16 protein-coding genes are annotated in these 20,544 nt (G+C 57.4%); 11 read left to right on the top strand and 5 right to left on the bottom strand.

Going from position 1 to position 20,544, the window contains the following annotated elements; translation table 11 throughout:
* Positions 1-54: 54 nt before the first annotated feature.
* Positions 55-1,101, top strand: coding sequence for an SDR family oxidoreductase (locus VFG26_RS08795; protein WP_325024363.1), 1,047 nt, complete (start codon positions 55-57; stop codon positions 1,099-1,101).
* Between the two features lie 46 nt (positions 1,102-1,147).
* Here VFG26_RS08795 and VFG26_RS08790 read toward each other — a convergent pair whose 3' ends face one another.
* Positions 1,148-2,473 (bottom strand): NAD(P)H-dependent oxidoreductase, encoded by a 1,326-nt coding sequence (locus tag VFG26_RS08790; protein WP_325024362.1) that lies wholly within the window; start codon positions 2,471-2,473, stop codon positions 1,148-1,150.
* 15 nt (positions 2,474-2,488) lie between these two features.
* Positions 2,489-3,076: a dTDP-4-dehydrorhamnose 3,5-epimerase gene (gene rfbC, locus VFG26_RS08785; protein ID WP_325024360.1), complete on the bottom strand. Its 588-nt coding sequence runs from the start codon at positions 3,074-3,076 to the stop codon at positions 2,489-2,491.
* 377 nt (positions 3,077-3,453) lie between these two features.
* Here rfbC and VFG26_RS08780 point away from each other — a divergent pair, with 377 nt between their 5' ends.
* The 7 genes from VFG26_RS08780 to VFG26_RS08750 all read left to right on the top strand — a co-directional run bounded on the left by VFG26_RS08780 (position 3,454) and on the right by VFG26_RS08750 (position 13,041).
* Positions 3,454-4,239, top strand: coding sequence for a sugar phosphate nucleotidyltransferase (locus VFG26_RS08780; protein WP_325024358.1), 786 nt, complete (start codon positions 3,454-3,456; stop codon positions 4,237-4,239).
* A gap of 8 nt (positions 4,240-4,247) precedes the next feature.
* Positions 4,248-4,901: a PIG-L deacetylase family protein gene (locus VFG26_RS08775; protein WP_414653272.1), complete on the top strand. Its 654-nt coding sequence runs from the start codon at positions 4,248-4,250 to the stop codon at positions 4,899-4,901.
* 125 nt (positions 4,902-5,026) lie between these two features.
* The gene (locus tag VFG26_RS08770; protein WP_325024355.1) at positions 5,027-6,196 is read left to right on the top strand and encodes an acyltransferase; all 1,170 of its coding nucleotides are present in this window, start codon (positions 5,027-5,029) and stop codon (positions 6,194-6,196) included.
* A 267-nt stretch (positions 6,197-6,463) separates the two neighbouring features.
* Positions 6,464-8,605, top strand: coding sequence for a GumC family protein (locus VFG26_RS08765; protein ID WP_325024353.1), 2,142 nt, complete (start codon positions 6,464-6,466; stop codon positions 8,603-8,605).
* 311 nt (positions 8,606-8,916) lie between these two features.
* Positions 8,917-10,263, top strand: a complete 1,347-nt coding sequence (locus tag VFG26_RS08760) for a polysaccharide biosynthesis/export family protein (protein ID WP_325024351.1) — start codon at positions 8,917-8,919, stop codon at positions 10,261-10,263.
* 289 nt (positions 10,264-10,552) lie between these two features.
* Positions 10,553-12,040, top strand: a complete 1,488-nt coding sequence (locus VFG26_RS08755; protein ID WP_325024349.1) for a GMC family oxidoreductase — start codon at positions 10,553-10,555, stop codon at positions 12,038-12,040.
* A 5-nt stretch (positions 12,041-12,045) separates the two neighbouring features.
* Positions 12,046-13,041 carry an aldo/keto reductase gene (locus VFG26_RS08750; RefSeq protein ID WP_325024347.1) on the top strand — a complete coding sequence of 332 codons (996 nt, stop codon included), beginning with the start codon at positions 12,046-12,048 and terminating at the stop codon, positions 13,039-13,041.
* A 52-nt stretch (positions 13,042-13,093) separates the two neighbouring features.
* Here VFG26_RS08750 and VFG26_RS08745 read toward each other — a convergent pair whose 3' ends face one another.
* From VFG26_RS08745 to VFG26_RS08735, 3 genes are all read right to left on the bottom strand, one after another.
* Positions 13,094-14,071, bottom strand: a complete 978-nt coding sequence (locus VFG26_RS08745) for a glycosyltransferase family 2 protein (RefSeq protein ID WP_325024545.1) — start codon at positions 14,069-14,071, stop codon at positions 13,094-13,096.
* A 249-nt stretch (positions 14,072-14,320) separates the two neighbouring features.
* On the bottom strand, positions 14,321-15,151 hold the full coding sequence (locus VFG26_RS08740) for a phytanoyl-CoA dioxygenase family protein (protein WP_325024345.1): 831 nt from the start codon (positions 15,149-15,151) through the stop codon (positions 14,321-14,323).
* The gene (locus VFG26_RS08735; RefSeq protein WP_325024343.1) at positions 15,145-16,383 is read right to left on the bottom strand and encodes a glycosyltransferase family 4 protein; all 1,239 of its coding nucleotides are present in this window, start codon (positions 16,381-16,383) and stop codon (positions 15,145-15,147) included. Before VFG26_RS08735 ends, VFG26_RS08740 begins: the two co-directional genes overlap by 7 nt.
* Before the next feature lie 742 nt (positions 16,384-17,125).
* Between VFG26_RS08735 and VFG26_RS08730 the strand changes: the two genes are divergently transcribed.
* From VFG26_RS08730 to VFG26_RS08720, 3 genes are all read left to right on the top strand, one after another.
* Entirely contained in the window at positions 17,126-17,653 is a 528-nt protein-coding gene (locus tag VFG26_RS08730) for an acyltransferase (RefSeq protein ID WP_325024341.1), read from the top strand.
* A gap of 28 nt (positions 17,654-17,681) precedes the next feature.
* Positions 17,682-18,767, top strand: coding sequence for a glycosyltransferase family 4 protein (locus tag VFG26_RS08725; protein WP_325024339.1), 1,086 nt, complete (start codon positions 17,682-17,684; stop codon positions 18,765-18,767).
* A 220-nt stretch (positions 18,768-18,987) separates the two neighbouring features.
* A complete protein-coding gene (locus VFG26_RS08720; RefSeq protein ID WP_325024336.1) occupies positions 18,988-20,541 on the top strand; it encodes an oligosaccharide flippase family protein in 1,554 nt (517 codons plus the stop codon).
* Positions 20,542-20,544: the final 3 nt, after the last annotated feature.

Raw genomic sequence — 20,544 nt, 5'->3', positions numbered from 1 at the left:
TGAGCTAACGGCACGGCAAGTATCGGCATCCAACAGTCAGCTTGAGAGAACCTCGTGAAAATTCTTTTGACCGGCCACTTGGGCTATATCGGCACCGTAATGACACCAGCCCTCCTCGCGGCCGGGCACAGCGTTACCGGGTGCGACAGCGATCTTTATGAGCGCTGCACCTTCGCGAGTGGCGGCAAGATCGTCGATATCCCCTCGATCCGAAAGGATATCCGCGATCTCGAAAGAAAAGATCTAGCGGGATACGACGCCGTCGTTCATTTGGCGGCGCTTTCCAACGATCCGTTGAGCGACCTCAATCGCGAGACGACGTATGCGATCAACCATCAAGGTAGCGTGCACGTTGCTCGGGTCGCCAAAAGCGCAGGCGTTGGACGCTTTGTCATGGCTTCATCGTGCAGCAATTACGGATTGGCGGGAGACGATTTCGTTGACGAGACCGCCGCGCTCAATCCTGTGACAGCATATGGAGAATCCAAGGTCTGGTCCGAGCGCGACATTTCGAAATTGGCGAGCGACGATTTTTGCCCGACGTTCCTTCGCCCTGCAACCGCCTACGGGCTTTCGCCAAGGATGCGCTTCGACATCGTTTTGAATAATCTCGTGGCGTGGGCGGTGACAAAGGGGCTGATCTACCTCAAATCGGACGGCACGCCATGGCGGCCGATCGTGCACATCGAGGATATTTCGCGCGCCTTCGTTGCTGCGCTGGACGCTCCGGCAGAGAAAGTCTTCAATCAAGCATTCAATGTCGGAAGCACGTCGGAGAACTACAGGATCAGCGAGATCGCGAATATCGTTGCGGAAGTCGTGCCGGGCTGCCGCGTCGAATATGCGACCGACGCCGGTCCCGACAAGCGCTGCTATCGCGTGAACTTTGACAAAATCACTCGCGCGTTGCCGGACTTCAAACCGCGATGGACGGCGAGGGCAGGTGCCCAACAGGTTTACGAAGCTTTCAAAGCGTCGGGTTTAACCCATGAAGAATTTGAAGGCCCGCGTTACCAGCGCATCGGTCATATCAGAAAGCTTCTGACGGAAGGTATCGTCGACTCGACGCTTCGCCACACCGTGAACGCTCTCGAAGCCTAGAACGATGCGGGGGAACGGCACGGCGCAAATGCGGAAAGCGGACCCCCTACGCCGGTAAAGTAACGAGATCTCCGAGCCAAGTCTCATTTCGGAAATGCCGGTACTGCTCCGCTCTCAGGTGATCGGCGAGCCGGCCTGTTGGCAACAGGACATCATCATAGGTGAGAACCGTATCTCTCGCGACGTCGCGCTTTAGCTTGCAATCCTCTGCCAGCCCCTCCGGCAGGTATCGGCCGCCACTCATTTCCTCGGTATTCACCGCCTCGCCATAGGTCATGAACATTCCCGAGTTGTCGAGAATCTCGCCGGCCTTGAGGTCACGCTTTGCAACGGCACAAACCTCGACAACCGGACCGCCGAGCGGAGGCGCGATTTCATCGCGGAACAGAGCAACCCGAGCGATGGCGTTCGGCACCTCGAAGTGAACAAGATGATAAGGAGTGAAGAACGGGTAGAGCGGACCTTCGCCCATCTTATATAAATTCAGGTAGTGCCTTTGCTTGGGGTCGCTGTGCTCCGCGAGAACGTAGACTTTCGTCAACGGCGTACCCACCACGTAATCGATGATACCGCCGAGCGCGCGCGCCTCCTCGATATCGTACAGATCAGAAATCTTCATGATATCGCCGTTGAAGACCTGACCGCGCGACATCCCCCTCTGGCGCACTTTGAAGCCCGTCGCGTTGGCCACGATCGCTTGCTCGAAGCTGATCTTCGAACCGTCGGCGAAGCTGGTGACCATGGCCGGGTTCTGCCCCCAGCGTTCGGCGAAGCCCTTCTGGGTTTCGGGATTCCGGTAAGGGTCCTGCAGGCCCTTGACGTTCCCGACCACGCGCGGGATGAGGCCGAGGCCCTTCACCCAGCGGACGAGGTTCATCTGAACGCCGGGCTCATCTCCTTCGCAGGCCGATAGGATGACGCCGTATTTGCGCGCGTAGACTTGAAGGATCGGGCCGATGGTGGCGTCGAGTTCGGCATTCATCAGCACAGCATCTTTGCCGTGCTTGAAGGCTTCCATCGCTACACGGGCCCCGAACTCAACGGCACCGGTTGCGTCGACGATGACGTCGACGTGCGGCGATCGGGCGATCAAGAAGGCATCCTGGGTGGCGACTGGGGAACTGCGCTCTGCCTCGAGGTCGAACGCCGCCTGTGACTCCACGACCTTTGCATTCGTGAAGCCGGCGTACTGAAGCACGTCCAGAGCTCGCTTGGCTTTGCGGTTGGAGACTGCAACGACACGCATCCCTGGTGTGCTATGCGCGATCTGATTTGTGAGCCCCTGGCTCATAAAGCCCGCGCCGACAATGCCAACGCGAATAGGCCGGCCTTCGTCTTCGCGTCGCTTCAAAGCCTTATCGATGAGCAGCATCGACGTTCCTCCCGGTCAGGCTTGCGAGACGAGCGTGGAATCGAGGCTCATACGCCGCGCCAATTCGGTATTAGATTCTGCGAGGAGCGGAAATTTCTGGTCTTTTTCGGAAATGACGGTCACGGGAAGCGGCCAATTCAGCCCAAGCATGGGGTCATTATACATCAGGCCCCCTTCGCTCGCAGGGGTATAGAATTCACCGACGCTGTAGCTTGTGTCGGTATCGTCGCGCAGCACTTGATATCCATGCGCGAACCGCTCGGGAACATACAAGGCACGCTGATTGACCTCGTCGAGTTCGACCCCGATGTGCTGAAGATACGTCGGGCTTTCCGGACGCAGGTCCACGATGATGTCGAATATCGCGCCTTTGGTGCAGCGCACGATCTTGGTTTCTGCAGCAGGCGGATACTGGAAATGCATGCCGCGCACCGTTCCTTTTGATCGATTGTGCGCGATATTGCATTGCGCAATTAACGTTTTCAGCCCGTGCGCCGCAAATTCATTTTGACAAAAGGCCCGGGCGAAAAAACCCCGCGAATCCTCTCGGCGTTCGAGGTCGATGATAAATGCGCCTTTGAGCTTGGTTTCGGTAAATATCACTCACGCCCCCTTCGGTTCATGTCCATCGCGAGGCGAGAGTTTTTTTAATGGAAGTGCCATCGCGTGAGCCCAACACCATTGCACTTCCTATGAGTGCTGACGTACACTGATTAAATGTGCAACGCCCGCGCGGGCGAAGGCAAGTGAAATGCACCCATACCTTCCATTCACGTCCGCCTATTCGTTGGTTCTTGGTAAAAACTCACCAATCTGGGTTCAAACGGGTTCGCGCTCTGTGAAATAGGATATTGTCCCATCCATATCGCCTTTGAGACCGCAGGTTTTGGCGGGCAATCAAGAATGAGCAATAAAGAATGGAATTCTGGAAGGCGCGCTAAGAAGCAAGACACGCTGGGTTTTGTAGGAGAGGCGGGGACATGAAGGTCGTTCTTTTCTGCGGTGGGCTAGGCACGCGAATTCGTGATTATTCGGAAGCGATCCCGAAGCCGATGATCCCGGTCGGTCCCCAGCCTATACTGTTCCACGTCATGCAGTATTACAGCCAGTTCGGGCACCGGGATTTCATCCTGTGCCTCGGCTACAAGGCCAACGTCATACGTGAATATTTCCGCTCCTTTGATCCCTCCACCTACAGCGACTGCACCATCTCCAATTTCGGAAGGAACGTAGAAATTCTCGGCCCCCAACCACCTGATTGGCGCGTTACGCTGGTCGACACGGGGGTATGGCGCAACATTGGACAGCGCCTGCTGGCCGTGAAGCACATCGTCCAGAACGAAGAATATTTTTTGGCGAATTACAGCGACGGTCTCAGTGACGCGCCGCTCCCCGAGATGATCAGCTACCTGAAGAAAAGCGGCGCAGTCGGCCTGTTCGTGGCCGTTCGGCCGCCTTTCAACTTTCATCTTGCCGAGTTTGGGCGTGATGGTGCCGTTAATCGCATGCGATCGAGCCAGGAAAGCGAGATATGGATTAATGGCGGATACTTCGTGTTCTCGAACAAGATCTTCGACTACATCCAAGAAGGCGAGGAACTTGTTCTTGAGCCATTCAACCGCTTGATCGCAGAGCGACGGCTCATCGCATTCAAGTACGAGGGCTTCTGGCGGGCCATGGACACGCTGCAGGATAAGCGTGTGCTTGAAGAAATGGTCGAGAAGGGAAGCATGCCCTGGCGAATTCATTCGGACGCCGCCGAGTAGGACGCGAGATGCTTCCGCTCATGTTGCCGGCTTCAGGGGGGCAGCGCTCCATTTTGTGCCTTGGCGCGCATTCCGACGACATTGAGATCGGCGCCGGCGCGACGCTGCTGCAATGGATTTCAAAAGGCGCCAAGCTGAACATTGTCTGGTGCGTCTTGAGCGGGATCGGCGAGCGAGAGCGCGAGGCCAGAGGATCAGCGGAAGCTTTTCTACAGGGTGCAGCAGCCGGCAACGTTGAGGTGATGTCGTTCAAAGACGGATTTTTCCCGACGCAGGGAGAGCAGATAAAGGAGTGGTTTGAGTCACTGAAGCGCCGCTTCAATCCCGACCTGATTCTGACGCACCGGCGAGACGATGCTCATCAGGATCACCGGGAGGTCTGTCGCCATACCTGGAATACATTTCGTGACCACCTGATACTCGAATACGAGATCCCCAAGTGGGATGGCGATCTGGGCCAGCCAAACTTCTACGTTGCGGTTGAGGAACCTGTTTTGGAGCGCAAGATCGAACTGCTGATAAAGCATTTCGGCACGCAGCGCTCGAAGCATTGGTTCGACGAGGAGACATTCCGCGGGCTCGCGCGATTGCGGGGAATGGAATGTCGTGCGAATAATCGTTACGCGGAAGGATTTTTCGCACGCAAGCTGATTGTCGGATGAAGCGGCTCCAACTTTCTAAGCGGGACCGGCTTGGCAAGGGGGCAATGGCGGTGGCGGACGTCCTTTCGAAGGACCGGCAGCAGTGACGGCGTCTCAGGGAGTGGGGATGTTTAGACATACCCAGCTTGCCGGCGGCCAACAAACGAGAGTTGAAATATGCATTCTGGACCGAGGCGCGTATGAGCAAGCCCCATGCTCCGAACATCCCGTCACTAGACGGCATACGGGCGATCTCGGTTCTTATCGTTGTTTTGTCACACTCCGGGTTCACGGCGGTGCCAGGCGGACTTGGGGTCACGATATTCTTTTTCCTGAGCGGATATCTGATCACCACACTCATGCTCGTGGAGCGCGAGCAAACTGGCGCAATCGATATTCCGAAATTCTATGCGCGTCGCGTATTGCGATTGATGCCACCTTTGTTGATCACCCTAGTGGTGGCCTACAGCCTCACATATGCCGGATGGCTGCCGGGCGGCATCTCTCTGTACGGGCTGGCTGCCCAAGTTACATATTTCGCGAATTACTACGCCATCTTCTTCGATCCGGGAAATACGGTTCCCGATGGGACGGGCATCCTGTGGTCGCTCGCGGTCGAAGAGCACTTCTACATAATTTACCCGCTCCTGATTTCCTTGTTGCTGGGTAACAGTATTCGCCTCCGCACGATTGCCGCTCTGCTCGGGCTCGGCTGCCTGGTCATCCTGGCCTGGCGAATGTACCTCATCTACTCTCCGGGCTTTACGCCCTTGCGTACCTATTACGCTTCGGACACCCGGATCGACTCGATCATTTACGGCTGCATCCTGGCGGTCGCCGTGAACCCCGTCAAAGCCTTGCACCGAGGTGGCGCGATGTCTCCGCGGCAATGGGCGTTGTTTACGCTCGCAGGGTGCGTGCTGCTGGTGACTTTGCTCTATCGCAATGAAACGTTTCGGGAGGGAATCCGATACAGCCTCCAGGGCCTCGCCTTGATGCCGATATTCTATTTCGCGATACGGTTCTCCGATGTCCAGCCGTTCCGGTTCCTGAATTGGCCGCTGGTCAAAAGGGTCGGCGTTTACTCTTACGCGATCTACCTGAGCCATTACGTCGTTATCCGGCTCTTTGTCGCCGATTTTCCCTGGGTCGCCGAGAAGCCCTACCTCATGTTCCCAGCCGCGCTTTTGATCTCGATCGCGTTCGCGGCAGTCATTGACCGCTTCGTCGATCCGTATTTCAGGCAGCTCAGGCGACAGCTTCGGCCAGGAGCTGTCCTGAGATCCGCCGTTCTAGCCGCCAGGGGTCGTCCGTAAAACGTCGCTAATGATCAGCCTGCCGCGCCTGAAGAACAGCCGCGCGAGAAAAGCGGTGTACGGCGCAATCGAGGTGGCCGGGCTATCGAGCTGGAGTTTGGTCCATCAGCTGAGGCTCATGCGCCAATAAAAGCGGCGTACAGAGAAAAACCCGGGCATCCGTCACTATATACGTAAACCACTGTTACATGTTATTCTGGATACGTATGAATTTAATCGCTATTGCATCGCATCGATTGACTGGGCTTCCAGGGTAGACCCGATATCATGCTCGCGACAGATGACCATTTCTCCATCCCCGTTGAGCCTCATAAATCTAACGCCAATCTGTTCAACTTCTCAGATCTCCGCTGGCTACTGAGACGAGGATGGTTGTTCCCGTTAGCCGGAGCTGTCGCCGGGCTGCTCGTGGCCCTCACGATCGTCGCCTTCATGCCGCAGCTTTACACGAGTAGCGCTCGTATTCTTGTCGATCGTAGCGTCAATCGATTTCTCCAAAGCAGTAAGATCCTCGAACAGCCTACGCTCGATGATGTCGATATGGCGGGCCAGTTCTATGTTCTGTCGTCGGACAGTATCATTGTGCCGGTCATTCGCTCGCTCAATTTGGCCCACGATCCAGAGTTTGTTGGTCAGGCGGCGGTGCGCTCTGCAGAAACCGACGAAAACCCATGTGCGGAAAGCTGGGCTGGTCCCTGCCTTTCTTACGGCGCCGGCAAGCTGAAGACTTTCTTGAAGCAAATGCTTGGCTGGAAAACCGCCACTCCACTCGATCATGAGACCTTGCTTGAAAGGACTGCCGTCGAAAAGTTTTTACGCCGGCTGACCGTCGAGCGGGGCGATGTCAATAACGTAATCAGCGTTAGCTTCAGCTCAGAAGATCCGATCAAGGCTGCCAAAATAGCCAACGCGATCGCTGACACGTACATTGCGCAGGCTCGGGCGCACAAACTTGCCTCCAACAAGTTGGTCAATCAGTTTCTTGAGGATCGGCTGCAGGAAACGAGGCTGCAGTCAATCAATGCGGACCGAGCTCTGCAAGAGTTCAAAGCTGCTAACAATTTGACGGGCACGGCAACCACCGAAAACGCGCTTATCGGACGGTTGCGCTCGGAATATGTGGACCTCGAAAGAAAGGCGACCGACATTGCGGACGCCGTCGGGCCGGACCACATGGCTGTTGCAAAGATCCGCAAGCAAATGGAAGGCTTGAACGCTGCGATCCGCGCTGAAAGGGAGCGAATTGAGGGTTCCCATTCCGATGATCTGCAAGCAGCGGACCCCAAGCGGGAATACCATAACATCGAAGAAGATCTTGCGCCTGAGCCTCCGAGTGACGAACTGATTGCTCGTTTGAATAAATTGGATACTGCGACACAGGCGAAGTTTCGGGATCTCAATTTTACCGCGCACACATTGCGCGTTCTCTATCATGCCGACTTGCGCAAGTTCGACGAACTGAACCAGACGCGACCCGAAACCGAAGACGCTCATATCATCACCAGGGGAGCTCCGCCCCTTCATAAGGACTCCAACAAGTCATTGTTGATCTTGGGAGGAGGTATCGTATTCGGTTTCATGTCGGGCCTCGCGGCAGTTATAGGGCGAGAATGGGCGGCTGGGGTTTATCGGACACCCGAGCAGGTGACGCGGGATACCGGCACCTACTGCGTTATTCTGCCGGCCGTCGACATGCGTAAGGACCCGAGCGGAAAGCTCAGCGACTACGTCCTGGAGGCACCGTATTCGCGCTACACGGAGGCGATCCGAAAGATGCGCGCCTCAATGCGCGCATACCCGAGCGCGGATGGTGACAAAGTCATTGGCATCGTTTCATCGGTCGCGAATGAAGGCAAGTCGACCGTTGCGCACAATCTTGCGGCGCTTCTGAGTGCCTATTCGAAGAGCAAGGTGCTCATCATCGATTGCGATCTCCACCGGCGGAACCTCACTGCCGAACTCGCGCCCGACGCCGTTAAGGGACTGTTCGAGGCCTTGGACGATCCGGCGCACGTCGAGAACTATGTCTACCGTCGCGAGAAATCGGGCGTCGATGTCCTGCCATGTGCAATGGCGGAGCGTAACCCGAACGTCGCCGAGTTGCTGGGTTCGCCCCATATGGAGAGGCTGCTGAATGCAGCCCGCGAGAAGTACGATTTTATTGTCATCGAGATCGCTCCGATCATGTCGGTGGTGGACATCCGGATGATCGAGCGCTTCATCGATAAGTTCGTCTTCGTGATTGAATGGGGGAAGACCAAGCGCAGCCTGGTTGATGAAGCCCTGGCCGAAGCAGAGATCATCCGCAGCCGCATCTCCTGCATGGTTCTCAACAAGGCGGATCCTGCAACCTTGAAAACCATCGAGGCCTACAAAGGCCGGCGCATTGCCGAGTACTTCGTTGAGTGAGTAATCCCTCACTGAATGTCGTTCATTATGTTTTCGGATAGACTTTTTCTCTGCGGATATCCCGGCGTGGCTCGCTTTGGGTACCGGTCAGCACACAGAGAAAGATTCCGCGTCTTTGAACGGCCGATATTAACTTTTCGCATCGCACGCCGCATGACCTTGTGGCGCTGCTGAGCAACACCGGGCTACGTTTAGCTCGCACGCATACTATCCGTACTCGAATCAATTATATTCGCGGATAGTCCATGTCCGGCTTCGGGGAGAGCCGGGCATCCTGATGCTTGTCCGATATGGGTTTGTGAGAGGGATCGATGATCAGAGGCCGTAATAGGATCATCGTTCCTGGAATTGTCTCAGCGGTCGCTGGTCTGCTTGCCGCCTGCACACAACTGCCCGTCGACGGCCCGAGCTATCGCGATATCCATACCGGTGCAACTACAACGCTTTCCAACGGACGCGACCCGCTGCTGGTCTATACGAGCCGGAACGCCGTCGACTTCGACTATGCCCTGATTGATATCAATCCGTTCGTTATCAGCGTCTTGGACGATATTTCCCCGGACAGCTTCTACGGGACGTTCGGCCAGCAGCGTGGGCCGGTACCTGTCGTCCGCGTCGGCGTCGGCGACGTGGTTCAGACGTCCATTTTTGAATCTTCAGCGGGCGGCCTGTTCGTTACGGGAGACGCGGCGGGACGCGCCGGCAACTACGTAACGCTTCCGGCTCAAACGGTCAGTGGAAAGGGTACGATCTCAATTCCCTATGCGGGACAGATTAAGGCGGCCGGACGAACAACGTACGAGATACAACGTGAAATAGAGTCCAAGCTCGCGAGCCGCGCGATCGAGCCTCAGGTCATCGTCAACGTAACCGAGCAAAATGCGGATTCCGTGATTGTCATCGGCGACGCGGGGCAAGGCCGCATCAAGCTGACAGGTGCCGGCGAGCGCATTCTGGACATGATATCGAAGACGACCAGCACAGGCGCAACCGGCAAGCTGGCGCCCTATGATCTTGAAATCACCCTTCAACGCAAAAACAGGATCGGAACCGTTCGTCTTTCGAACATCATCAATAATCCGAGGGAAAATATCTACGTCGAGGCCGGTGACGTGATTTACGTGTATCGCCGTCCAAGATCGTTTGTCGCGTTCGGCGCACTGGGGAATGCCACCGGCGGCACGACGATCGGTGGCGGCGATGTGATCGGTCTGGATGGCATCTTCCAATTCGGTCAGGAGCGCCTGTCCCTCAACGAGGCAGTTGCGAAAGCAGGCGGCCTCGTGGATGAGCGGGCAAACCCGTCGCAAACCTTCATCTACCGTGGAGAGCGCCGGCGGACGCTTGAGCTGATGAATGTGAACCTCAGCAAGTTCGCCCCAGGCCAGCAATGGATTCCGACGGTCTATAGGTTGAATTTCCGAGACCCCTCAGCCTTCTTCATGGCGCAGAAGTTCCAGATGCGCGACAAGGACATCCTCTACGTTGCCAATGCGGACTCGATCGAGGTCGGAAAAGCTCTCAATTACATGACGCTCTGGACCTCATCTGCCGCGGGCTACGTCGGCAACGCTGCGACCGTCCTGACGAGCGCGCAAATTCTTGGCGGAGCCGGTGGCAGCACCGCCGTGATTGTCGGCGGAACTGGTGGACCCTGAGCCGGCGCCGCCTCGCACATTGGGATCAGGCGTCCGAGATAATCGCGCGGCGGCGGCGCCGGGCATAACGATGTGCAGCGCCTCTGTTTCTCTTGCCGGGCGGATCTCTCCGATACCCGTCAACCAATTTGCGAGAACGTCGTCACGTATTGCCTTGTGCCTATTCTTTGCGCGGGCTGATCGGCAAATTCGAGCGGGCCGCTTGCGCTAATCAAGAGCTTCGATGGTTATGGCGCCAAACAGCCAATACGCTAAGTATCAGGCGGAAACATGATGTAGAAAAAAGCTCATGGTCGATGATCGTCGCGTCGTTGTGGTTGGGAGTGGTCCGGCAGGCGCGATGGCCGCGCACGAACTGGTTCGCAAAGGCATTCCTGTAACGCTGCTGGAAGCCGGCGACGATATCCAGCACGGCGTGCTTGTCAGGATCGGCGGACGAAATTTTTATCGCCGCCTCCCGCCGATGCGCAAAGCCGGCGGCTTCGTGGTGACCGGAAACCCCGAGACCAATCTCGAGTACACCTACGCCCTAGGCGGCCTTTCCAATCAGTGGACGGGTGCCGTGCCCCGCTTCTGCGCCGAAGATTTTACGGCTGGCGAACAGGTGCACGAGAAATTCCGTTGGCCGGTGAGCTACGACGAACTCGCGCCCTATTACGAAATCGCGGAACGCCACATGAGGGTGACGGCCGGAGCGAACAGCGTCCCGAGCTTGCCCGCGGGCTACAGCGATTACCAACATCAGATCCCAAGCGACTGGCAACAGGTTGCGCGCTCGGCCTTGAAGCACGGGCAGGGGATGACCACGATGCCGCTGGCGGATGGACCGCCATTCCTGTTGCTTCGCCGCGGGACTGCCTTCAACAGCTACGCGCTTCTGTTGCAAAAGCTGAGGGATAATCCCGCATTTCGCCTCGTCACGGGAGCGCATGTCCTGATGCTCGAATGGGACCGGGTGAAGCAAAGGGCAGGGGCCGCTGTCTACTATGACCGGCAGACAGAAACGCAGAAGCGCGTCAGCGGCAGCGCGTTCGTTATCGCCTGCGGTCCGCTGAACTCGCCTAAGCTGTTGTTCAATTCGGCCTGCAGCGATCGCCCGCACGGCCTTGGAAACAGCGCCGGGTTGCTCGGCAAATATCTCCATGATCATCCGCGCGAGTGGTGGGCCGTCGACATAGACAAGCCGATCACCTCGTTGTCGCCCCCGGCATATCTGACGCGCCTGCCGCATACGGCATCAGACCCGCTGCTTGCGTGCTCATGGACGCTCGGCGCTTTCGGCACGATCGGTAAGATCAAGAGCCGGTTTGGCCAGAAGTCGACATCCTTCGGCGTGCAGGTTTTCGGAACGATGATCCCCAAAGAGAAATACTACGTCCGGCCCTCGCGGGATCAAAAGGACGAGTTTGGCTTGCCCAAGCTCGAAGTCCATATCGAGTTCGAAGAAGAAATTTTGGCCAATGTCATCAGCGCACGTCAGTACTTTCTGCAGCTGATGGAAAACGCCGGCTACAAAGGCACTATTCGCGACATCGTCCCGCAACTTTTTCCTGGAACGGCCAAGCACTATGGCGGGGCAGCTCGGATGCATGCGTCGCCAGAATTTGGCGTGACGGACAGCTTTCAACGGCTGCACGATGCGCCCAATGTCCTCGTGGTCGACGCAAGCTCCTTTACGACGGGTGCCGAAAAAAATCCGACACTGACGGTTATGGCGCTTGCGGCACGATCAGCCGGCCAGCTGGCGCGCGACTTGAAAGCCAATGTCACGGGGTAGAAGGCGTGCAGCACAGGGTTTTCGGAAAAACCGGCTGGAAGGTCTCAGAGATAGGTTTCGGAGGCGCGCGGATCGGCGGCCTTCTTGCCCGGGATGGTGGCCGCAAGGCGTCCCTCGCAACGCTCGCGGCGGCCTTGGACGCCGGCATAAATTTCTATGATACCGCCGACATGTATTCGCAGGGAGAGAGCGAAATCCTGATCGGCAAGGCATTCCGGAAGTCGCGAGACAAAGTCTTCATCGCAACCAAAGGCGGCTATTGCACACCTGCGGGGAAGAAGCTTATTCAATTCATAAAGCCGCTCGCCAAGCCCGTCGTACAAGCGCTTGGCTTCCGGCGGATGGGTGTGCCGACGTCGGCGGCTGGTCTCATTCCGCAAGACTTCACACCTGGCTATCTGCGCCAGGCCGCAGAGGCATCGTTGAGGCGCCTGCAGACGGACTACATCGACCTCTACCAAATGCACAGTCCATCATCAGAGATGCTGCGAAGCGCGCAATTCCAGGAAGCGCTCGGGCAGCTGGCGCGGCTTAAGACGGAAGGCAAAATTCGGCACTTCGGCATCGCGCTTGATGCAGTTGACGTCGCGCGGCACTGCTTCGGTCTAGAGGGTATTTCAAGCCTGCAGATCCCGTTCGGCATTCTTGACTTGGAAGCGCGCGACGGCGCCTTTGAAGAGATGACAAAGCACGAGCTTGGGATCATTGCGCGCGGCTGCTTCGCAGGAGGAGCGCTGAAGGAAACACTCACCGAGAATGAGCTTCGCTCCTCGGAACCCAAATGGGAACGCGTGCTGAAACTTCGCCGGATCGTGGAACAGATGGGCCGATCAACGACCGAGGCTGCGTTGCAGTTCTCGCTGCGAGAACGCCGCATAGGCGTCACCATCATAGGGATGCGGACCATCGAGCAGCTCACAGCCAATCTTCGGCACTACGCATCGCCGCCGCTCTCGGAGGAAGAATTTCACAGGCTATTGACGGCTTCGGCCAGCGCGTAGCCAGATTAGGCGGTGAACCCGCGCCCCAAATGCGCCGTGCGTGAATATCGCATCAGCCAAGGAAAGACAGTGATCGCGTCTTGGCCATCTCATCACGCAGCCCTCTATAGTATTGAAGATTGAATAACCCGCTGTAGACAATCTCTTCCAATTTCTCGGAACGCATCATATTCGCGGCATTGGCCGCGAACCTAAGCGCGGCGGTCGTGAGCGATGTGAGTTGCGGACGGCCCTTGCACATGCCGACGAGAGAGCGGATCAGAACGTGACGTTGATGAAACTCATTCTCGATCGCCGCAAGCAGCCATTGCTGGTTCCGGTCGCGCGCAAAAATGACGTCGTTACCTCCGTAGGTATATGCGGCATTGAGCCAGGAAGTGAAACTGCGCTCGGCGAAATGCATGCCGACCGCATCCATCGCGAACACAAAACCCAATCCTTGATCTGAGAGGCGATAGGCAAGTTCGACATCTTCTGCACGCCGAAACTTTTCGTCGAAACCGCCGGCGGCCAGAATGCGAGCCCGGGGGAGTGAGGCGTTGCCGGTGTAAAATTGCCGGGCGGAGGCCTGCCAGATACCAGACTGCAAAGCGTTGTACTGCTTCATGAGCATCTGTTGCTCCCAGCGGACCCAGGGAGACATGACGAAGCCGTCAGGTGAAAGCAGTGGTCCGATGACAGCCACCTCGCGCGCCGCCTCACGATGAGCACGCACGTGTTCCGCCAAAAGCATCGGTTGCGGCACGACATCGTCATCAATGAAGACGATCAGCTCGCCTTGCGCCTTGTCGATGCCAAGATTGCGCGCGGCCGCGGGACCACGGTTGGCTTGCGGGAAAAATCGCAGGGTGATCTCGGAGCGGTACGCTTTTAGAAAATCGTCCGTGCCGTCGGTTGAGCCGTCGGATACGACTATGATCTCGAAGTTTTGCGCGGGATATTGCTGGCACTCCAAGGCGGAGATGACGCTCCGCAACCTCCCAAGGCGATTGTACGTCGGCACGACGACGCTGAGTTGAGGGAAGGGCATCTGCAAAGTTTTATGTCCCGCGGATGTGCCCGTTTTGGATTGGGCTCACGCAAATTCAAAGTCCAACGGCCGCTTTTTCCGATGCATTTTCGCAAGTGCGGAGACTGCGAAAACGGGGCCTCCGCGCTCTGCGCGAAATTGGACTCCCGGCCGCAGTCTTCGCCAACTGGCAAGCCGATGTTTGCAAAAATTCTCGCCGCCGCCCGGCGCTACCGGAAGCCGCGCCCTGAGGCTCTGCCGATGGCTTTCTCAATACTCCTTGTCCACGAGAGAACGGGCAAAACGTAAAGCCGCGTAGGTTGCGGGGATATTCACGAAGAGCTGCTCGCGAATGCGACCTGCTCTGGTCGGCTTGAACCAGTTCGGCAGAAACCGGATCTTGCCACCTTCGGCTATAAAGGGATCCTCGAGAGGGTTGCCGCCGTCCTCCCACGTTAGGGCAAGCATCGGCCGCGGAACCGACGTGCGATTAGCCGTCCCGCGATGCCACACGTTCGACGACCGAACGAGAACATCTCCCCTGTTCAACGTGACGCGAATGCTTTTGCGAGCCACGCGCTCCAGGACAAACTGCGTGTATTTATAGAAGCGCTTGTGCGTTCCGGGGATGGCCTCCATCGCCCCATTCTCGATGTTGGTGTCCACGACCGCGATGTTGGCGATCATGAAGTCGCGCGTGAATGGGCGGTCAAGGTGATAATGCTGGGTGTGGCTGCCAGGCAGATTGAAATTGCAACCGACATTCGGCATCCGAACGACCCGAGGATCGATCTCCTTGATCAGGTCGATGATCCCGCGCCTTTCAAGAGTGTCGTAGACGAACCGGGCACCTGAACCAGGAAAGCAATTCAAATGGCCGCTCCTCAGACCGCCTCCGGAGAACAGGGCGCCCGATTTCGTTGCCGCTGCGAATTCCTGCTCGAGGGCTCTATGCAGTTCCGCCAGCCGCTCTGGTGAGACGACGTTGCGAATGACGAAGTAGCCGTCGCGAGCGAACGTCTCCTTGAGGTCTTCTCGCTCCGCGGCGGTGAGTGGATTTTCCTTCGCGTCTGCGCGAACTCCATCATCGACTGTCAACATGCTGATCCTCCATCGACTCCCAACGAACTCGGAATGTTTCGCATCGCTTCACCGTTGGATGCGGCGACGAGGCCGGCGTAGCGCCTCGCCACCTCACTGCACTGCAGACGTGGCGTAAAACGGCGAAGGATGGTTTGCCGCGCGCACTCTCCCAACCGCCGGCGGAGATCAGCGTCGCCAATCAAAGAGGCGATTTCCGCCGCAACCGCTTCAGCAGAGCGCTCTTCAACAAGGCGCCCGTCCAGGTTATGCGTGATGATTTCGGGAACACCGCCCGTTCCGCAGGCGATGACCGGCTTTTCCATCGCCATCGCTTCAGCGATCGCCAAGCCGAAAGGCTCCGCATATGAGGGATGGACGAAAATATCGAACTCGCGAAGAAAGGGTCGAACATCGCTTTGATAGCCGGCGAAATGCACGCGATCTGCGATGCCTCCCTCACGCGCCATCCGCTCGAAGGCCGAGCGAAACTCAGGCACGTCGGCGCCCAATATCATGACATGCAACTGTGGATGCGACTGGCGCAGCAGCGCTACGGCGCCGATTAGTTCGCGCTGGCCCTTCCACGGATTCATCCGCGCCGCGATTCCCAGAAGCCGCGCATTATCCGGAATGCCAAAGTCGCTGCGGATGGACGCCGGCGCGCCCAACTCTCTTCGCGGATCGAAGTGATCGGTATCCACGGCGTTATAAATCGTATGGATTTTTCCGAGATCGAGCCCCATTTGTCCCAATCCATTCCGGATGTAATCCGAAATGGCGAAGATCGCGGTGGCATTGCGCATTCCCCAAAGCGTCGGGGCCGTATGGTAATCGCCGAGATGGGAATGCATTTGTACGATCGAAGGTGTCCCTGTCGCACGCCCGAGCAAGCTCCCGTAACTTGCATCGCGTGGCCGGTCGGTTGTGTGAATAATCTGAATGCGGTTCCGGCGGATGAAGGCGGCGACCTTCGCCAACGACGCGGCGCTCGGTCCATAAGCAAGCGCTTTGCCAATCAGGCCCTTGCCTGCCTGATATTCGGCGGGCTTACCGAGCGGCAAAAACGAGCTGCGAACCTGCGGCATTCCGGCCAAGCGAGCCCGCATCTCCTCGGCGTCTGAGGCATCGCTGTTGGAAATAACAAAGACCTCTGCTTCATCCGAAGTGAAGTTGGCCATGAGCGTGAGGTGGACGGCAACATCGGCGCCACACGTGTCGCGCGTATTCAGAAACAGGGTTCGGATCGCCATCTCGCTAACGCCTGACCAATAACGCCTTCATGACCCACCCAGCACGCTTGCTTCACTTTCTTACGACGTATGCAGCCTATTTGGCGACGTTTATCTCGATCGTATCTGTCAAACCCGTTCGCTCGCATGTCTCGAATTGAAAGCGTGCCTGGTGTCGCCGCTCGCGCAATTTCCATTTCAGCGGAGCCGGCGCCTGTAAGGCTCTGCTAAAGGCCTGAGGAGAAAGATGAGTATGTCAGTGTAAGCAGTATTTATGCCAGGATCGCACGCTCTTCTCGATAAACGAGTTAATGGCACACGGGAAGAGCTTGGGCCCAACAGTCATCCAGTTGAGATCTGGCGCGTTTTTGTGCTCATGATATTGAACGGCCAAAGCCATAAGTTAACGCGGGTTTCTTGGGCGGGGTATTGTGAGTGAAATACGGGGGGAGTGCGCAAAGTAGAGTGTTTCAGACGGAAGAGGTCCTTGAGCTTTCTCCCGATCAAGAAACCGAAGATGCACCCGGTCACTAATTATCTTCGAAGAGACTGGCTGTGAGACGCGCAATGATTTGCTATGATCCGCAGACGGTTTTGTTTGGCGTGGGCTGGGCTTCGAAAGACGCCATCGAACCGGAGAAGTGTCTCGCCCACGCGCTGCAACCTCAAGCTTTAAGCAAGGGACGCCCTTATGTTCGCTCCTTTGGGGCGCCTTCTAAACGGCGGCATGGTACCCACCGGCCATCGTATGACGGCGACTGAGATGTTGGACGATTCGCTCGCGGTGTTGCGGGCGCGGTGGTATCTCCGCAACGCGACTTCGCTCGGCGAGCGCGTACGGCTGTGGGGACGGCCCATCGTTCGAAATCACGGCAGCTTGGTTATTGGTCAACGAGCCTGCCTGGTCTCAGGGGGCCTCCCAATTCAACTCACCACCGAGCGCGACGGAAAACTCGAAATAGGCGCGCGGACATTCATGAATTACGGGTGTTCAATTATTGCGACGAAGCTCATCAGCATCGGCCCTAACTGCAAACTCGGAATGGAAGTGCTGATGATGGACAACGATTTCCATCAGATTGACCCCGTTGAACGAGGAGCTCGACCGGCCTCTGCTCCAATCGTTCTAGAAGAAAATGTATGGCTCGGCGCGCGGGTCATAGTGGTGAGCGGTGTGACTATCGGAGCGGACAGCGTTGTTGCCGCCGGAAGCGTGGTGACCCGCGACATCGCTCCGCGTTCCTTCGCGGCGGGGCAGCCCGCGCGCGTAATCCGATCCGTCGACGATTGAGAAGATCGCCGGTCAAAAAGAGAATCCAGTGAAGGCTGAACAAAGTAAGCAAAGAGGGCGGGTGCTGCTGACGGTCTCCGGCACGATCCCGCCGGATATATCGGCTCAGATTGCCGAAGGCCGACGTCCGCGGGCTGATTATCTGGAACTCGCGCGCGGCCTGAATGCCGATATACTTGACTACGCCAAAGCGCGAGCCGGCGCCGGACGTTTCGCGCGAGCTTTAGAACGGCTCGCAGGATCCAATTTAGTCCTTGCCTACGCCACCTGGAAACTGCGTACGCAATATGAAGTGATACTCACTGACGGCGAGCAGATCGGGTTGCCACTCGCGGCCTTGATGAAGATCGCGCGGGGGGATCGGCCACGCCATTATATGATTACGCACATCATCTCGGTACCCAAGAAGGCGCTGATCATCGACTTTCTAAGGCTCCACAGCCACATCGATGCTTTTATCGTCTATAGCCGCTGGCAGAAGCGCTTCATCCAAGACCGATGGCGCGTCGCGGACAATCGGGTGTTATTTAGTCCGTTCATGGTGGACGATCTTTTTTTTGCCCCTGGCAAAGTCGAGCCCCAGCCTTCTCTTCGTCCAACGATTTGCGCGGTTGGTCTCGAACGGCGCGACTATCCAACACTGCTTAAGGCCGTGGAAGGCTTGGATTTGAATGTGGTGATTGCGGCGGCGTCGCCATGGTCCAGGCGCAAAGATACGACCGCAGGGCAGCGCCTGCCTGGTAACGTGACGGTGCGTGAGTACAGCCAGTTCTCGTTGCGCCAGCTGTACGCGGACGCCCGGTTGGTTGTCATGCCGCTGGAGCCTGTCGATTTTCAGGCGGGAGTGACGGCAATTCTTGAAGCCATGGCAATGGGAAAAGCCGTTATCTGCTCGCGAGTTCCGGGCCAGACCGATGTGATCGTCGAAGGGGAAAATGGGACTTACGTAACGCCGGGTGATCCACGCGCTCTGCGCGAAGAAATCCTACGGCTCTGCGACAGGCCTGAGGAAACCGCTCGCCTAGGCAGCAATGGGCGCAAGCTTGTCGAGCAGGAGATGAATCTTGACCACTACGTAAATCGGCTTGCCGCGTTTCTTAAGTCGTCACTATGAGGAAGATATTGAATGCCAGGAGCTGCTGAATATTGAGATACAACGTTTCGGCGCCGTCCATTGGGCTAGCGTAAGCCAGTAAGAGTGGCGAGTAGCACCTTCGTCGAAAGGAACTGCGTCCTATTAGCCTTCGCTACGCCAGACGCTTCACTGAATATAGCGCGCAATATAGTGTTTAGCTGTACCGCGTACTGAGTATAGACCACGTCCGGAGCCGTCCGTGAAATCAAACACCCATAGGCTTCTGGCTCGTAACGTCTTTCACCTTGGAATTGGGCAAGTCGCATCCACCGCTATCGGGGTCCTCCTCGCCGCGGTCCTGGGACGCGCGTTGGGCCCCGCTGATTTCGGCACCCTTTACTCCATCTTGGCGATCACGGCATTCGTGTGCGTGGCGGTCGATTGGGGGCAAACGACCTATATCGTGAGAGAGACAGCGCGAGGGCGTTCTGACGAACCCGAGCTGGTTGGGGCTGCGCTTTCCTTTCGCCTGGTGACGATGGTCATCGGGTGTGCAGTCGCGGTCGCCATTGCATGGGCTTTGGGCTACAGCGATCAGGTGGTAATGCTGACGCTTTTGACGATGGTCGTGGGCCTGCCGGCCGCGCTTTATGCCCCGCTCGGATTTCTGTTTCGTGGCAAAGACCGGATGGACTTCGATGCGTTTGCAAACATTGCCGGCAAGGCCCTGACGCTCATCGCCACCGCAATTGCTTTGTACTTTGGCGGCGGACTGACGGATGTCATTCTCATGCAAGGCGTTGGTGGCATCACAACGCTGTTGCTGGGTGTATTCTGCGCCTTGCAGCTGGGTTTTCCCGTCAAAGCACCCGGGATGAATGTGCATCGTGAAATTCTGGTGCACGGAGCGCCGATCACAGCATTTTCGCTTGTGATTGCCTCCCAACCTTTCGTCGAAATAATGATGCTTTCCGCCTTCGCCGGGCCGGCAGTCGTTGGATGGTACGGCGCGTCGCGGACCATATTCGGCATCGTCACCTCGCCAGCAACGATCATGGTGACTGCGTTTTTTCCTCAGCTTTCGCGCGCAGCGCTCTCGTTGCCGGACCTCCGGAACATGATCGCTGCCAGCGCACGGATCCTGTTCATTGTGGCGGCACTTGCGGCATCTGGGCTCTATCTTTTTGCGGACCATGCGGTCGCGATCATCTACGGGCAGGGCCGATTTGAGCACACTGCAGCGATACTGCGCGTAAGCGCGATCTTTATACCGTTGCTGTTCTTCGTACTTCTGCTGGCAGCTGCCATCAGCGCCGTTGGCCGTAATAAGGCAATGGTCGGGGTGAGTGCTGTCCGGATTGTTTTCTGCGTCGTCCTCGGCTGGTTCTTGATCGGCTATGGACAAGAGCACTACGGCAATGGAGCCATTGTTTTGGTGATCATAGCCGGTGTCGCGGAAATACCTGCGGCGATCGCGTGTTGCCTTCTGCTTCCAAGGTCGGCTGTCGGAAGAGCCACCATCTTACATCTGTTGCGGGCGTACATTGCCGCGCTCTGCACGGTCCTGCCGCTCTCGCCTGTAGAGCCACTGCCGCTCTGGGGCCTCGTCCCGCTCTATGCACTGGTGTTTGCAATAGCGGCCATGGCCACCCGGCTCGTTCTGCCGAGCGATCTACAGCACGCATGGGATATCGTTCGCAGCTTCTGGCCCGCGGAGGTCAAGAGCCCAGCCGACGCCAGGCATCAGAGCGCACAGAGGACGAGCGACGGCGCTGGACCCGTAGAAGCCATTCGGCCGAGTTCTCTAGGCTAAGGC

Origin of the sequence: Hyphomicrobium sp., from assembly GCF_035687085.1 — a bacterium.
Taxonomy (GTDB): Bacteria; Pseudomonadota; Alphaproteobacteria; order Rhizobiales; family Hyphomicrobiaceae; genus Hyphomicrobium_B.
This window is presented reverse-complemented; position numbering and strand designations above follow the sequence as displayed.

Coding starts and splice junctions, on each gene's coding strand:
- VFG26_RS08780 (WP_325024358.1), top strand. CDS start 3,454: ATGAAGGTCGTTCTTTTCTGCGGTGGGCTAGGCACGCGAATTCGTGAT.
- VFG26_RS08765 (WP_325024353.1), top strand. CDS start 6,464: ATGCTCGCGACAGATGACCATTTCTCCATCCCCGTTGAGCCTCATAAA.
- VFG26_RS08745 (WP_325024545.1), bottom strand. CDS start 14,071: ATGCCCTTCCCTCAACTCAGCGTCGTCGTGCCGACGTACAATCGCCTT.
- VFG26_RS08740 (WP_325024345.1), bottom strand. CDS start 15,151: ATGTTGACAGTCGATGATGGAGTTCGCGCAGACGCGAAGGAAAATCCA.
- VFG26_RS08730 (WP_325024341.1), top strand. CDS start 17,126: ATGTTGGACGATTCGCTCGCGGTGTTGCGGGCGCGGTGGTATCTCCGC.
- VFG26_RS08755 (WP_325024349.1), top strand. CDS start 10,553: ATGGTCGATGATCGTCGCGTCGTTGTGGTTGGGAGTGGTCCGGCAGGC.
- VFG26_RS08775 (WP_414653272.1), top strand. CDS start 4,248: ATGCTTCCGCTCATGTTGCCGGCTTCAGGGGGGCAGCGCTCCATTTTG.
- VFG26_RS08760 (WP_325024351.1), top strand. CDS start 8,917: ATGATCAGAGGCCGTAATAGGATCATCGTTCCTGGAATTGTCTCAGCG.
- VFG26_RS08790 (WP_325024362.1), bottom strand. CDS start 2,473: ATGCTGCTCATCGATAAGGCTTTGAAGCGACGCGAAGACGAAGGCCGG.
- VFG26_RS08735 (WP_325024343.1), bottom strand. CDS start 16,383: ATGGCGATCCGAACCCTGTTTCTGAATACGCGCGACACGTGTGGCGCC.